Consider the following 12,979-nt stretch of genomic DNA (forward strand, 5'->3'; position numbering starts at 1 on the left):
GGGATCAGAACTCGTAGCGCAGGCCGAGGTGGTAGAAATCCTCGCTGTTGCTGCTGCCGCCAAAACTGGTGACCGTGCTGCCGCTCAACCCGTCTTCACCGCCCCGGAACACGTAGGCGCTGTAGAGGGAGGAGCGTGGAGTGAGCTTGTACTGCAGCTCCAGGGTGGTATCGCGCAGGCTCATGCCGTCCCCCCCGTCGTTGTCGAGGTGGCGGTAGCCGGCGCGAGCGGCCCACTTCTGGTTGATGTCGTAGACGGCGGTCAGCTCCCACACCTTGTCTTCGCTGTCCACCTGGCCGTTGCGATAGCTCACCTGATCCTTGGCATAGAGAGCGCCCAGCATCAGCGGGCCCAGGGTGTAGCGGGTGCCGATGCCGCTGAAGCGGTACTCGTCGGCGTTGGGGTCGACCTTGCTGGCACCGGTCTGGGCCGCCTTGCTCTGCTGGTAGGCGATGACCGGCGCCAGCTTGCCCGCCGCACCGAGATCGAAGGTGTAGCGCAGGGCGCCGTTGTAGCCGTAGTCGAGATCCGAGGTGCCGTTGCCGAGGATGTAGGCCAGCGACAAGTCCAGATTGCCGAGGGTGTTCTGGTATTGCAGGGTGCCATCCTGACGGAACACCTGTACCGCGGTGGAGTCCACCTTGCTGGCCTGGCGCGCCATGGAGACATCGGAGGCGGCAAACACGTCGCCGATGTCGGTGAACATGATGAGTCCGGAGGAGACCCGGCCACCGGTCAGCTTGCCCCACTGGCCGCCATCGAGCCCGGCCCAGACGTAACGGGCGGTGAGATCGCTGCTGTTCTTCTGCACGTTGTTGGCGTATTCGGCGGCGTTGACCTGGTACTGGGCCATGCCGATCACGGCTACCTGCTCGTTGACAGTCTGGCGGGCGGTGAAGCCGATGCGGCCGTCGAAGTCGCCCTGATCGTTGCCGCTCTTCTTGTCCGAGATGTTGAAGCCGAGGCGACCGTAGAGATCGACGTTGGAGCCGTCATCGGCCTGATAGATGACGGCGGCCTGCGCCGTACCGACGGCAAGCAGGGCAGGAATGGCCAGGGCAAGCATGGACTGTTTCATTGTTGTCTTTCCTGTGTGGGCTCTGTGCCAGAGCCGGGGTGAGTTTGGCCGTGACCCCGATTGCTCGGGGCCAGACCTTGGCGATGAATCCGGAGGGGGATTAACTCAGATCGACGTTCTTGCAGCCGAACATCAGGGTGATGAGGTAGCCGCCGAGGTAGGCGACGGCGAGGCCGGCGGCGTAGACCAGCATGCCGGGGAAGATCCCCTGGGCCGAGGTCATCAGCGGCAGCGCGACGATGCCGGAGGGGCCGAACACGGTATTGAGACCGACCGGCAGGCCCAGCCAGGAGATGAGGCCGACCAGGAAGCCGCCGAGGGCGCCGCCGCAGCAGGCGGTGATGAAGGGTTTGACCCGCGGCAGGGTGACGCCGTAGATGAGCGGCTCGCCGACTCCCAGGATGCCGGGAATGATGGTGCCCTTGACCTGGGTGCGCAGCAGGGAGTCTTTGCCGGCGCGGCTGTAGAGCGCCAGGGCGGCGCCGACCTGGCCGGCGCCCGCCAGCGCCAGGATGGGGAACAGGGAGTTGAAGCCCTGGGCATCCATCAGCGCGAAGTAGACGGGCACGAACCCCTGGTGGATGCCGAACATCACCGAGATGAGGAACAGGCCGGCCAGGATTGCGGTGCCGAACGGATTGCCGTTGAGGTGGATGAAGAGCCAGGACATGCCGTTGTAGAGCTGCACGCCGAGGGGCATGATCAGGACGAAGGTGACGGCTCCCATGATCAGCAAGGTGATGCCGGAGGTGAGGATCATGTCGAGGCTGTCGGGTATGAAGCGGCGTACCTGACGCTCCACCGAGGCGCCGATGATGCAGGCGATCAGCACCCCGATGATGTTGCCGCGCGGATCTATCTGGTGGCCGAAGAAGTCGCTGACCCCGGCATAGATGCCGCTGGTGGCCTGCGGGTCATAGCCCATCACGAACAGCGAGGCGAGGATGGCGCCATTGACCCCGGAGCCGCCGAACGCCTTCTGGGCGTTGTAGCCGATGAGGATGCTGAGGAAGCTGAACAAGCCCTTGCTGAACAGCTTCATGTAGCCGACGAACTCGGCCAGCATGCCGCCCGCCTGCTGGCCTTCCTGCAGCAGGGTCTGCTCGATCAGGGTGGCGAAGCCGAGCAGCAGGCCGGCGGCGATGAAGCCGGGGATCAGCGGAGTGAAGATGGTGGCAAACTTGGCCAGGAAGCGGTGGGCCGCACTGGTCTGTTTCTGCTTCAGCGCCTGTTTCTTGGCGGCGGCGATCTCGCCTAGATCGGCGGATTGTGCGGTTGGCGCCTCCAGTGCGCCGAGCCCTGCGCTCAACATGCCGTTCATCAGCTCGCAGGCGGTCTGGGCCTTGCCCGGCCCCAGCACGATCTGGAACTGGTCGTCGCTCTCGATGACTCCCATCACCCCGGCGATGCGTTTGATGGTATCCCGGTCGGCATGCAGGCTGTCGGCCAGGCTCAGCCGCAGCCGGGTCATGCAGTGGCCGCAGTGGGTGATGTTGTCGCGGCCACCGATGGCCTGGATGAGCTGGCCAACCATGGTGTCAGTTATTTTTGCCATAAAGAACCCAGTCAGTCTGTTGTGTCATGAGGGTGCCTGGGCACCCCGTTCTTGTTTTGGTATTGCCGTCCCTGGCCCGGCCAATGTGCGGTTGGCCGCTCAGTGGGTGCACTGGCTGATGAAGCCGTTGCTGCTTTGCAGGCGGGTGCGGGCTTCGTCGGCCGTGAGTCCGGCCAGGATCATCACGATGGCGGTCTTGCAGTGGTTGTCCGCCTGTGCCAGCGCCCGCTCCGCCACGGCGCGCTCGCAGTCGGTGGCCTCCATCACGATGCGTTTTTGCCGCTCCACCAGCTTGGCGTTGGTGGCTTCCACGTCCACCATCAGGTTGCCGTAGACCTTGCCGGTGCGGATCATGGCGCCGGTGGATAGCATGTTGAGGATCAGCTTCTGCGCGGTGCCCGCCTTCATGCGGGAGGAGCCGGTGACGATCTCGGGGCCGACCACCGCCACCATGCTGATGTCGGCCGCCTGGGCCAGCGGACTGCCGGGGTTGCAGCTGATGCTGCAGACCGTGGCGCCTACCGCTCTGGCGTGGGCCATGGCGCCCAGTACGTAGGGGGTTCTGCCGCTGGCGGCGATGCCCACCAGCACGTCGTTGGCACAGAACTGGATGTTTTTCAGATCCTGGGCACCGAGTTCGGCGTCATCTTCGGCGTTCTCGACCGCCTGCAAGATGGCCTTGTGGCCGCCGGCAATCAGGCCGACCACCTGCTCGGCAGAGACGCCGTAGGTCGGCGGGCATTCGCTGGCATCCAGGATGCCGAGCCGGCCCGAGGTGCCGGCGCCGATATAGACCAGCCGGCCTCCCTTGCCGAACGCTGCCGCGATGGCATCGACCGCCCGGGTGATCTCGGGCAGCAACTGGCTGACCGCCAGCGCGACCTGCTGATCCTCCTGATTGATGACGCGCAGCATCTCCAGGGTCGGCAACTGGTCGATCTCGACGCTGGCCGGGTTGCGGGTCTCGGTAATCATGCTTGATAGGTCAATGGTCATCGTTTCCTCTGCTTAAGGTCATCGCCACTCCCGGCGTAAAACATCCCTCTTGATGGCAGGCATGATTATCGATTTTTGATTTCTATGATGAGATCAATGTCGCATAATTAATTATTCCATTTATTTTTGTTTTTAAGTTATGAAAATTCCTACACGGTGACATCCAGGCGAGGGAGCTGGGTGGTGCTGATTGCGCCGAGGAGGGGGTGAGCGCCAGCCAATAAAAAGCCCCGGTGTTGGCCGGGGCTGTATGCGGAGCTGACTGGATCAATTGACCGAGATGGCGCGGGCGTTGATGTAGTAGCGAGCCTTACCCTGAGGATCGATCAGGATCCTGGCGACCAGCTTCTCTTGCCGCCGGTGCTCCCACCGTTGCTCTATCCTGGCCAGTACCGGGCCGGGAATGCCGATCATGTTCAGGTACTCTTGAAACAGGCTGTGGCTGCCAATTTCGGTCAGCATCTTGGTCATCTGCATGCTCTTCATGAAGTGGGGGGGATTCGCCGACAAGATAGCCGTCGGCGACTGAATGTCAGCTGTATGAAAAGTGAACATCCTGGTGGGGCTGGATGGCGGGGCGGTATGACCGGCAACAAAAAGCCCCGGCAAGTGCCGGGGCTGCAGATACGGGGCTCGGTCAGTTGACCGAAATGGCGCGGGCGTCGATGAAGAAGCGCGCGTTGCCTTGTTGATCGACTCTGATCTGGGCAACCAGACGATCGCTCTGCTTGTACTCCCACCGGCTTTTGATCCGGGTCAGAGCGGGGCTGGCGGCACCGACCACGTTCAGATATTCATGAAACAGGCTGTAGCTTCCAATCTCGGTCAGCATCTTTTCCATTTGCACATCTCCTGAAGTGAGTGGGTGTCCATCCATAAACCTACCAAGCACTCTCTGAATCGAATCTGTATGAAAAACACACTAACTCATTTATGTGTCAACAACATGATCAGGCGCAAGATCAGCGACGATTCCTGCGCTTTTATGACACCGTTTTCAGTCAGGGCTGGCGCGGGTCCGGCAATTGATCAAGGGCGCCGGATACGTGTGGCAATGCGGGAGCCGTTTGTGCCGCCGGCGCACCGTGGAACACCGGATCCTGCGCCACTTCCTTGATGCCGTTGATGCAGAACTGCATACCCATGCAGACCAGCAAGAAGCCCATGATCCGGGTCATGGCATCGATGCCAGTGGCGCCGAGGATCTTGCAGACCGGATCCGCCAGTTTGAGCACCCCCCAGCTGAGCAGGCTCATCAGTGCGAAGGCGGTGACCATGGCGGCATAGATGGTGAAGCGGCTGTATTCGTCCGGCAGCTCGGCGATCTGGGCGGCGCCGCTGATCACCAGTGCCATGGTGCCCGGTCCGCACATGCTGGGCATGGTGAGCGGCACGAAGGCGATGCTCTGGTTGATGTCGACCCCGGCCGCCTGGCTCGGTGCCGGGAACAGCATGCGAAAGCCGATGAAGGCGATGATGAGGCCGCCGGCCAGGCGCAGGCCGGGAATGGAGATCCCGAACAGATCCAGGATGGAGGAGCCGATGAAGAAGCTGACGCAGAGGGTGCAGAACAGATAGATGGCGGCCAGGTTGATCTGGCGGCGCACGTGCTCGCGCGACATGCCCTTGCTCAGCCCCAGCAACAGGGTGGCCGTGGTGGGCGGGTTGACCATGGGCAGCAGCGCCAGCAAGGCGAGAAATACGACCTGAAAGAACATCATGAACCTCGAATGACTAGGGTGGAGGAGTGTCCCGGGCCGTCGATGGGCCCGAGAGGGAGGCTATCTTATGTCGACCTGGCTGAACACCAGCCATATGAAAAAAGCCCCGCACTGGGCGGGGCTCGGAATGGTTCAGGCCGCCTGCGGCGCGCTCTGGCGCTGGCTGCGTTGTTGCAGCCAGAGCAGCAGGCCGAGCACAAAGCCGAGCGCAGCCAGACTGACCACGTAGTGGGAGGGGGCCAGCACGTCCTCCTTCATCCAGAGCGTGACCAGCATGGGCGTCAGGCCGCCGAAGATGGCGTAGGCCACGTTGTAGGAGAACGACAGCCCGGAGAAGCGCACCACCGCCGGGAAGGCGTTGACCATGACGTAGGGCACGGCACCGACGATTCCTACCGAGAAACCGGCCAGCGCATAGAGCGGCACCAGCTGGCTGGTGTCGGTCGCCAGCCCGTGATAGAAGGCGTAGCTTGCGCCGGCCAGCAGCAATGAGCCCAGCATGAAGGTGGGGCCGCTGCCGAGGGCGTCGATCAGCCGGCCATAGACGATGCAGCCGAAGGTCAGTGCCAGAATGGCCAGCGAGTTGGCGGTGAGCGCATCGGCCGGGCTGATGCCGTGGACCTTCTGCAGGTAGGTGGGGGTCATCAGGATCACCACCACTATGCCGGCGGAGAGCAGCCAGGTGAGCAGCATGGAGACCACGACACTGCTCTTGTGGCTGCGCAGTACTGTCTTGAGCGGCAGCTCTTCCGCCAGCGCCTTGTTGGCCTGCATTTCGGCAAAGACCGGGGTCTCGTGCAGCCAGCGGCGCAGGTACATGGCGACAATGCCGAATGCTCCGCCGAGCACGAAGGCCAGCCGCCAGCCCCAGTCGCTCACCTCGCCCGGGCTCATGCCGCGGTTGATGGCAGTGGCCACCAGGGAGCCGAGCAGGATGCCGGCCGTCAACCCTGCGGTGAGGGTGCCGCAGGCGACACCGACCCGGCGGGCGGGCACGTGTTCTGCCACGAATACCCAGGCTCCGGGCACTTCCCCGCCGATGGCAGCCCCTTGCAGGATCCGCAACAGCAGCAACAGCAGGGGTGCGGCGATGCCGAGGGTGGCGTAGGTGGGCAGCAGGCCGATCAGCAGGGTCGGCAGTGCCATCAGCAGTATGCTGAGGGTGAACATCCGCTTGCGACCGATGAGATCGCCGAAGTGGGCCATGATGATGCCGCCCAGCGGGCGGGCCAGATAGCCGGCGGCGAAGATGCCGAAGGTCTGGAACTGGCGCAGCCACTCGGGAATGTCGGCCGGGAAGAACAGCTCGCCGATCACCACGGCGAAGAAGACGAAGATGATAAAGTCGTAAAACTCGAGGGCTCCGCCGAGGGCGGCCAGGCTCAGGGTCTTGTAATCCTGTCGGTTGAGGGGACGGCTGTGGTCGTAAGCTGGTGTGACTGTCGTCATATCCTTATGTTTCCCATCGTTTTTTTAGTTATTGTTCCCCCATCCTCGCAGGGGACACGCTCATTACCGAGGTTATGCTTTTGCATCCCGTGATGTAAATCGCACAATTCGCAACACTGTCTTGCAGCTTTTTGGTGCAGCGAGACGGAGCGACACGATCAAGCGCCGGGCTCCTCGCCCGGGTGAACAATCAGGATGATGGCCGGCGCCTTGCCGGCTCCGAACTCAAGATAGCGGGAGAAATCATGATGAAGACCAAGGTGCTGCTCTCCTGGAGCAGCGGCAAGGACTGTGCCTGGGCGCTGCACGCATTGCGGCAGGATCCGGCCATCGAGGTGGTGGGGCTGTTCACCACCCTCAACCAGGCGTTCGAACGGGTGGCCATGCACGGAGTGCGCAAGCAGTTGTTGTTGGCGCAGGCTGAGTGCGTGGGCTTGCCGCTGACCACCATCGACCTGCCCTGGCCCTGCAGCAATGAAGATTACGCCCGCATCATGACCGACTTCATCGCGGACGTGGTGGCGCAGGGAATCCGCCACATGGCGTTTGGCGATCTCTTTCTCGAGGACGTGCGCGCCTATCGGGAGCAGCAGCTGGCGGGGACGGGGATCACGCCCTTGTTTCCGCTGTGGGGCAGCAAGACCGACGAGCTGGCTGGCGAGATGATGGCGGCAGGGCTCAGGGCCAGGATCAGCACACTGGATCCGCGCAAGCTGCCTGCCACCCTCGGCGGGCATGAGTTTGACGCGGCCCTGCTGGCGGCCCTGCCTGACGGAGTGGACCCCTGCGGCGAAAACGGCGAGTTTCATACCCTGGCCTGGGACGGTCCCATGTTCCAGCGGCCGCTGGCCATCCGGGTGGGGGAGACGGTGGCGCGGGACGGCTTCGTCTTTACCGACCTGCTGCCCGCCACCATCTAGTCGCGGTTGGACTCTCGCTCGCCCTTGTCGTCGTTGTAGCGCAGGGCTATCTCGTGGAACTGCTGGTGGATGCGGGCAAAGGCATCCGTGATGTCGGGGTCGAAGTGATTGCCCCGCCCCGCCAGTATGATCGGCACCACCTCCTGATGGGACATGGCGGCCTTGTAGCAGCGCTTGCTGATGAGGGCGTCGTACACGTCGGCCAGCGCCATCAAGCGGGCCGAGAGGGGGATCTCGTCACCGATCAGGCCATAGGGATAGCCGGTGCCGTCCCACTTCTCGTGGTGGTAGCAGGCGATCTCCTTGGCCAGTCGCAGAAACTCCACCTCTACCCCCAGCGCCTCCTCGGCATGGACGATGGCCTCCTTGCCAAGAATGGAGTGATGCTTCATCTGGGCAAACTCGTCCGCATCCAGCTTGCCGGGTTTGAGCAGGATCCGGTCTGGCACACCGACCTTGCCGATGTCGTGCAGCGGGGCCGATTTGAACAGCAGATCGATGGTCTTGGGGGTCAGCTCGGTACGAAAGCGGGGATGCTCGCAGAGGGTCTCCGCCAGCAGCCGCACATAGTGCTGGGTGCGCAGGATATGGTTGCCGGTCTCGTTGTCGCGGGTTTCGGCAAGGGAGGCGAGGGAGTGGATGGTGATGTTCTGGATCAGTTCGTTCTCCCGGGTGCGCCGCTCCACCTCCTGCTCCAGAAAGGCGTTCTGGTCGTGCAGCAGATCCCGCGCCGCTTTCAGCTCCAGGTGGTTTCTGACCCGGGCCAGCACGATGGCGGGGGTGATGGGCTTGTGGATGTAGTCGACGGCCCCCAGCGCCAGGCCGTGCGCCTCCGCACTCTCCTCCACCTTGGCGGTCAGGAAGATCACCGGGATCTCCCGTGCCTGCGGCATCTCCTGCAGCGCCTGCATCACCTGATAGCCGTCCATCTGGGGCATCACCACGTCGAGCAGGATCAGGTCCACCCGGGTGCCGGCCGAGAGGATCTCCAGCGCCCGCTGGCCGCTGATGGCGACCTTGACCCGGTAGTGGGGGCTGAGCAGGGCGCTGAGCAGAGAGAGGTTCTCCGGTGTGTCATCGACCACCAGCAGGGTGGGTTTGGTATCGGGATCCAGCAAGTTGAGCATGATGGCGCCTCACTCTTGGTTGAACAGATCGGGTCTGAGGGCCCGGACTTGTTGCAGATATGCCAGGGCATCGGCGAAGCGAAAACGGGTCATGGCATCGTGCATGGCCGGTGCTGCCTCGCCCAGCAGGGGGGCGAGCCTGGCCTGATTGCGCTGGAACAGGATGAAGGCTTCCGCATCGTCTTCCAGCAGCAGCCCGGTCAGCTGGTGCAGCAGGGGGGCCAGCTCGGCGGGGGTAGCCTCCGGCAAGCCGGAGGCGGCAGGGGCCGGCAGCAGTGTCAGCAGGCTGGCGGCCAGTTGCTGCTGTTGTTGCAGCCCCAGTTCGGCCAGCGGCAGCAGGCTGACGGCGTCGTCTCCCCGGGCGAGGGCGCTTTCCAGCCGGGCCGAGACATCCTGCAGCGACCCGGCCCCCAGCGTTGCGGCTATGCCCTTGAGGGTATGGGCCTGTCGATGCGCTTCTTCCCGGTCATTCGCCTGCAGGGCGGCAAGCAGGGTTTCCATCGGCTGACTCCCCTGGCGGGCGAAACGTTGCAGCAGATCCCGATACCACTCCCAGTTGTGCATCAATCGTTGCAGGGCTGGCTCGGCGTTGAGCCCGATCGCCTGCAGCTGTGGCAGCAAGGCAGTGGCGGGGGATGCGCGCGAGGCAGTGAGCGTGCCGTTGACCTCGCGGCTGAAGGAGGTTGCCCAGCGCTGCAGGGCAGCATACAGCCTGTCGGGGTCAATGGGCTTGGCGATGTGATCGTCCATCCCGGCAGCGATGCAGCGTTCGCGGTCACCGGCCATGACGTTGGCCGTCATCGCCAGGATCGGGGTGTGTTGTCCAACGTCTTCCCGCTCGCGCAACAGCCGGGTGGCGGCCAGGCCATCCATCACCGGCATCTGCATGTCCATCAGGATCAGGTCGTAGTGGATCTGGGCCACCATCTCCAGCGCGATGGCACCATTGCCGGCGATGCTGACATCGGCGCCGACCGCCCGCAGCAGTTCCAGCGCCACCTGCTGATTGAGCTCGTTGTCTTCCGCCAGCAGGATCCTGAGTCCGTCGAAGCGGTAGCGATGGGTCACCTGCGGTGGTTTGAAGGTGAGAGAACTTGTTTGCTGGCCAAACAGGCCGATGACGGTATCGAACAGCACGGAGGCGCATACCGGCTTGACCAGCACCCGATCAAAGCCGGCGGAATCGGCCTGGCGAAAGACCTCTTCCCGTCCGTAGCCGGTCACCATGACCCGATAGGGTCGCGGGCCCATACCACGGGCGATGAGGCGGCGACCGGTCTCGATGCCATCCAGCCCCGGCATGTGCCAGTCCAGCAATACCACTTCGTAAGGCTGCCCCTCCTGCTCGGCGCCGGCGATCATCTGCAGTGCCTGCAGGCCCGATTCGGCGGTGTCCACCACAAAGCTCATGCTGCGCAGCAGGGCGGCCATGATGGTGCGGGCGCTGGCACTGTCGTCGGCCACCAGCATGCGGCGCCCGCGCAGATCCAGGCTCGGCAGATAGCGGGATCTGCGCCTGCCCCTACCGAGTCGGGCGGTAAACCAGAAGGTGCTACCCTGGCCTGGTTCGCTCTGTACCCCCACCTCGCCGCCCATCAGCTCGGCCAGTCTGCGGGAGATGGCGAGGCCGAGGCCGGTACCGCCGTACTTGCGGGTGGTGGAGCTGTCCGCCTGCTGGAATGACTGGAACAGCCGCTGTTGCTGCTCCTGGCTCATGCCGATTCCGGTGTCCTGTACCGAGCAGTGCAGCAACACCTCCTGGGGTTGCTTCTCCAGGCAGCTGACCTTGACCAGGATCTCCCCCTGCTCGGTGAACTTGACCGCATTGTTGGCGTAATTGATCAGGATCTGGCCGAGGCGAAGGGGATCGCCATAGAGCAGGGTGTCGAGCTGGTGGTCGACCTCGAACAGCAACTCTATGCCCTTGGCTTCCGCCTTTTCGCCCACCAGGGTGGCCAGATTCTCCAGCACATGGTCGAGATCGAATTCGATCCGCTCCAGATCCAGCTTGCCGGCCTCGATCTTGGAGAAGTCGAGGATGTCGTTGATGATGCCGAGCAGATGCTGGGCCGAACGCTGGATCTTGCTGACATAGTCGAACTGCTGCGGATCGAGCCGGGTCTGCAGGGCGAGATGGGACATGCCGAGGATGGCGTTCATGGGGGTGCGGATCTCGTGGCTCATGTTGGCGAGAAAATCGCTCTTGGCCCGGGTTGCGCCCTCCGCCAACTCATAGGCTGCTTCCAGCTCCTGGTTCTTGGCCTGCATCACCGCAAACAGCTCATCCCGGGTCGGTTCTGCGAACTGCTGCTGCATCTGTTGCAGCAGCAGTCCATCGGGCCAGCGGGGCAGGCGGTAGACCAGGGCGATGGCGTTGTCCGCGTGCGCGACCAATCGGATGCCACATGAATGGCAGCCGTCCGGCTCGGGGGGGATGGGGGCGTCAGCCGAGAGCGAGAGCCACAACTCCTGTGTGCGAGGCTCCAGCCACAACTGCAGTTGCAGCGGCTCAGCGTTCACCACCAGCTGGCGTACCAGCTCGGAAGTGGCGCCCGCCAGCGGTGCCACGAAGGTGGGACTTCTATCGAGGCAGGTGAGTACCTGGATCACCTTGCGCCGGGCGGTGAGTGCCGCCGCCGGGCCTGACAGCAGGGTTTCGCCGATTAGTTGCCGCATCTAGTCCTCCTCCCCTGCCAGCACGCGCAGCACGATGCAGCTGGCATCGTCGGTGCTGCGGCCACTGTGGGCGATCACTTGGCGTGCCAGCTGGGCGGGCTCGGCGGCTAGATCCAGTGCTCCGTCGCGCAGGTTGAGGGATTCGCTGATACCGTCCGAATAGAGCATCACCACGTCCCCCGCGACGAGTGGCTGGCGCTGCAGCAAGGGGGTGGGGAAGCGCTCTCCCAGCACCCCATCGCGGGAGATGCCGCGCCAGGGACCATGACCGCGCAGGCAGATGCGGGTATTGCCGATGCCGGCATAGCTCAGCTCACCCCGTTCGCCGTTGACCAGGGCCACGCCGGCGGCGGCGCCCCGGGTACCGATGCAGTGCTGGTGCAGCAGTTGCAACAGGCGGGCCGGTTCCTGCTCGCGGGTTTGCTGCAGTGCCGCCTCCAGCACCTGTACCAGCTTGTTGGCCGAGGCGCCGTGGCCGCTCACGTCGATCAGGATCAGCGATATCCCCTCCGGCCCCGGCCGGATGAAGGCCAGATCACCGGAGACCCGTTCCGGATAGCAGGGGCGGTTCTCGCTGGCCCATGTCAGCTGTAGGCCGGCGTGCAGCTGGCCTGTGCAGGCGAGAGGAGGGATTGGTCTGGATACCAGGGGCGCCACGCCCAGCCACTTACGGGCCTGTACCAGAGTTCCCCCTTCCGGCGGGGTGCTGATGGTGAGTTCCGACATCATGCGGCGCACGCCGGGCAGGCCTAGCCCCAGGGTACCCGAGGTGCTGTAGTGATCCTGCATGGCCTGATGCACGTCCCCAATGCCGGGTCCCTGATCGCGGGCGACGATGTCGATGCAGGGACGCCCGCTGGGATGGTGGAGGGTGAGGGTGATCTCCCCCCGCTCGGCGTATTTCAGAATGTTGCTGCCAAGCTCGGAGACCACGGTGGAGAGCATGGCACGGTCCACCTCGGACAGGTTGGCGATGAAGGGGAGGCGGCGTACCGCCATCACCGTCAGGTGCAGGTCGATGTCGTGGCGCAGCGGATAGCTGGCCACTTGAACGCTCTGTTCCCGCTGCATCATGCGCTACTCCTCATCCTTGAGCGTCGTGCGAACATGGGCGAAGGCATCATCCATGTCGAGAAAGCAGCGCAGCGGCCCGGGCTCGGCATCGGCCAGCGCCAGGAAGGCGGCGATCCCCGCATTCAGCCCCACCAGCAGGCAGACGGCACCGAGCAGGCGGCACACCTCGGCCAGTTTGCGTACCTGCCTGAATTCGTGGTGATCGAGCAGCATGACCCCGGAGAAGTCGAACAGTACCGCGTGCTGGCGGCCCAGCATCAGCCGCTGGGAAAGGGCCTGCATCAGTTGCTGCATGCCCTCGTCACCGAGGTCGGGACGCATGCTGACTACGATGCAGTCGGCCACGTCGGCGATGCCCAGATCATTGTTGAGCAGCATGCATC

The 12,979-nt window shown here is 63.8% G+C and carries 12 protein-coding genes; 1 reads left to right on the top strand and 11 read right to left on the bottom strand.

Annotated features, from left to right (window positions below):
- Positions 1–4: 4 nt before the first annotated feature.
- From AACQ43_RS16325 to AACQ43_RS16355, 7 genes are all read right to left on the bottom strand, one after another.
- Positions 5–1,078 carry a porin gene (locus AACQ43_RS16325; RefSeq protein ID WP_168967896.1) on the bottom strand — a complete coding sequence of 358 codons (1,074 nt, stop codon included), beginning with the start codon at positions 1,076–1,078 and terminating at the stop codon, positions 5–7.
- A gap of 100 nt (positions 1,079–1,178) precedes the next feature.
- Positions 1,179–2,633: a PTS N-acetylmuramic acid transporter subunit IIBC gene (gene murP, locus AACQ43_RS16330; RefSeq protein WP_168967897.1), complete on the bottom strand. Its 1,455-nt coding sequence runs from the start codon at positions 2,631–2,633 to the stop codon at positions 1,179–1,181.
- Positions 2,634–2,732: 99 nt separating this feature from the next.
- Complete coding sequence (gene murQ, locus AACQ43_RS16335) at positions 2,733–3,629, bottom strand: N-acetylmuramic acid 6-phosphate etherase (protein ID WP_011704387.1); 897 nt, start codon at positions 3,627–3,629, stop codon at positions 2,733–2,735.
- A gap of 267 nt (positions 3,630–3,896) precedes the next feature.
- Positions 3,897–4,100, bottom strand: coding sequence for a hypothetical protein (locus tag AACQ43_RS16340; RefSeq protein WP_168967898.1), 204 nt, complete (start codon positions 4,098–4,100; stop codon positions 3,897–3,899).
- Positions 4,101–4,266: 166 nt separating this feature from the next.
- Entirely contained in the window at positions 4,267–4,470 is a 204-nt protein-coding gene (locus AACQ43_RS16345; protein WP_005308127.1) for a hypothetical protein, read from the bottom strand.
- Between the two features lie 160 nt (positions 4,471–4,630).
- On the bottom strand, positions 4,631–5,347 hold the full coding sequence (locus AACQ43_RS16350; protein ID WP_162516719.1) for a MarC family NAAT transporter: 717 nt from the start codon (positions 5,345–5,347) through the stop codon (positions 4,631–4,633).
- A gap of 135 nt (positions 5,348–5,482) precedes the next feature.
- A complete protein-coding gene (locus AACQ43_RS16355) occupies positions 5,483–6,799 on the bottom strand; it encodes an MFS transporter (RefSeq protein WP_016349180.1) in 1,317 nt (438 codons plus the stop codon).
- A 245-nt stretch (positions 6,800–7,044) separates the two neighbouring features.
- Between AACQ43_RS16355 and AACQ43_RS16360 the strand changes: the two genes are divergently transcribed.
- Positions 7,045–7,719, top strand: a complete 675-nt coding sequence (locus tag AACQ43_RS16360; protein ID WP_168967899.1) for an adenine nucleotide alpha hydrolase — start codon at positions 7,045–7,047, stop codon at positions 7,717–7,719.
- On the opposite strand, the gene AACQ43_RS16365 is transcribed toward AACQ43_RS16360, so the two are convergent.
- From AACQ43_RS16365 to AACQ43_RS16380, 4 genes are read right to left on the bottom strand one after another with little or no spacing between them, the layout of a single operon-like run.
- Positions 7,716–8,846: an HD-GYP domain-containing protein gene (locus AACQ43_RS16365; protein WP_065480043.1), complete on the bottom strand. Its 1,131-nt coding sequence runs from the start codon at positions 8,844–8,846 to the stop codon at positions 7,716–7,718. The genes AACQ43_RS16360 and AACQ43_RS16365 overlap by 4 nt on opposite strands.
- 9 nt (positions 8,847–8,855) lie before the next feature.
- The gene (locus AACQ43_RS16370; protein WP_168967900.1) at positions 8,856–11,522 is read right to left on the bottom strand and encodes a response regulator; all 2,667 of its coding nucleotides are present in this window, start codon (positions 11,520–11,522) and stop codon (positions 8,856–8,858) included.
- Positions 11,523–12,593, bottom strand: coding sequence for an ATP-binding SpoIIE family protein phosphatase (locus AACQ43_RS16375; RefSeq protein ID WP_168968081.1), 1,071 nt, complete (start codon positions 12,591–12,593; stop codon positions 11,523–11,525).
- Between the two features lie 6 nt (positions 12,594–12,599).
- Positions 12,600–12,974, bottom strand: a complete 375-nt coding sequence (locus AACQ43_RS16380) for an anti-anti-sigma factor (RefSeq protein ID WP_168967901.1) — start codon at positions 12,972–12,974, stop codon at positions 12,600–12,602.
- Between the last annotated feature and the right edge of the window lie 5 nt (positions 12,975–12,979).

The sequence above is a fragment of the Aeromonas sp. DNRA1 genome (assembly GCF_963888745.1).
In the GTDB taxonomy this organism is placed as follows: Bacteria; Pseudomonadota; Gammaproteobacteria; order Enterobacterales; family Aeromonadaceae; genus Aeromonas; species Aeromonas hydrophila.

Coding starts and splice junctions, on each gene's coding strand:
- AACQ43_RS16325 (WP_168967896.1), bottom strand. CDS start 1,078: ATGAAACAGTCCATGCTTGCCCTGGCCATTCCTGCCCTGCTTGCCGTC.
- AACQ43_RS16360 (WP_168967899.1), top strand. CDS start 7,045: ATGATGAAGACCAAGGTGCTGCTCTCCTGGAGCAGCGGCAAGGACTGT.
- AACQ43_RS16340 (WP_168967898.1), bottom strand. CDS start 4,100: ATGACCAAGATGCTGACCGAAATTGGCAGCCACAGCCTGTTTCAAGAG.
- AACQ43_RS16350 (WP_162516719.1), bottom strand. CDS start 5,347: ATGTTCTTTCAGGTCGTATTTCTCGCCTTGCTGGCGCTGCTGCCCATG.
- AACQ43_RS16355 (WP_016349180.1), bottom strand. CDS start 6,799: ATGACGACAGTCACACCAGCTTACGACCACAGCCGTCCCCTCAACCGA.
- AACQ43_RS16365 (WP_065480043.1), bottom strand. CDS start 8,846: ATGCTCAACTTGCTGGATCCCGATACCAAACCCACCCTGCTGGTGGTC.
- murQ (WP_011704387.1), bottom strand. CDS start 3,629: ATGACCATTGACCTATCAAGCATGATTACCGAGACCCGCAACCCGGCC.
- AACQ43_RS16345 (WP_005308127.1), bottom strand. CDS start 4,470: ATGGAAAAGATGCTGACCGAGATTGGAAGCTACAGCCTGTTTCATGAA.
- murP (WP_168967897.1), bottom strand. CDS start 2,633: ATGGCAAAAATAACTGACACCATGGTTGGCCAGCTCATCCAGGCCATC.
- AACQ43_RS16375 (WP_168968081.1), bottom strand. CDS start 12,593: ATGCAGCGGGAACAGAGCGTTCAAGTGGCCAGCTATCCGCTGCGCCAC.
- AACQ43_RS16370 (WP_168967900.1), bottom strand. CDS start 11,522: ATGCGGCAACTAATCGGCGAAACCCTGCTGTCAGGCCCGGCGGCGGCA.
- AACQ43_RS16380 (WP_168967901.1), bottom strand. CDS start 12,974: ATGCTGCTCAACAATGATCTGGGCATCGCCGACGTGGCCGACTGCATC.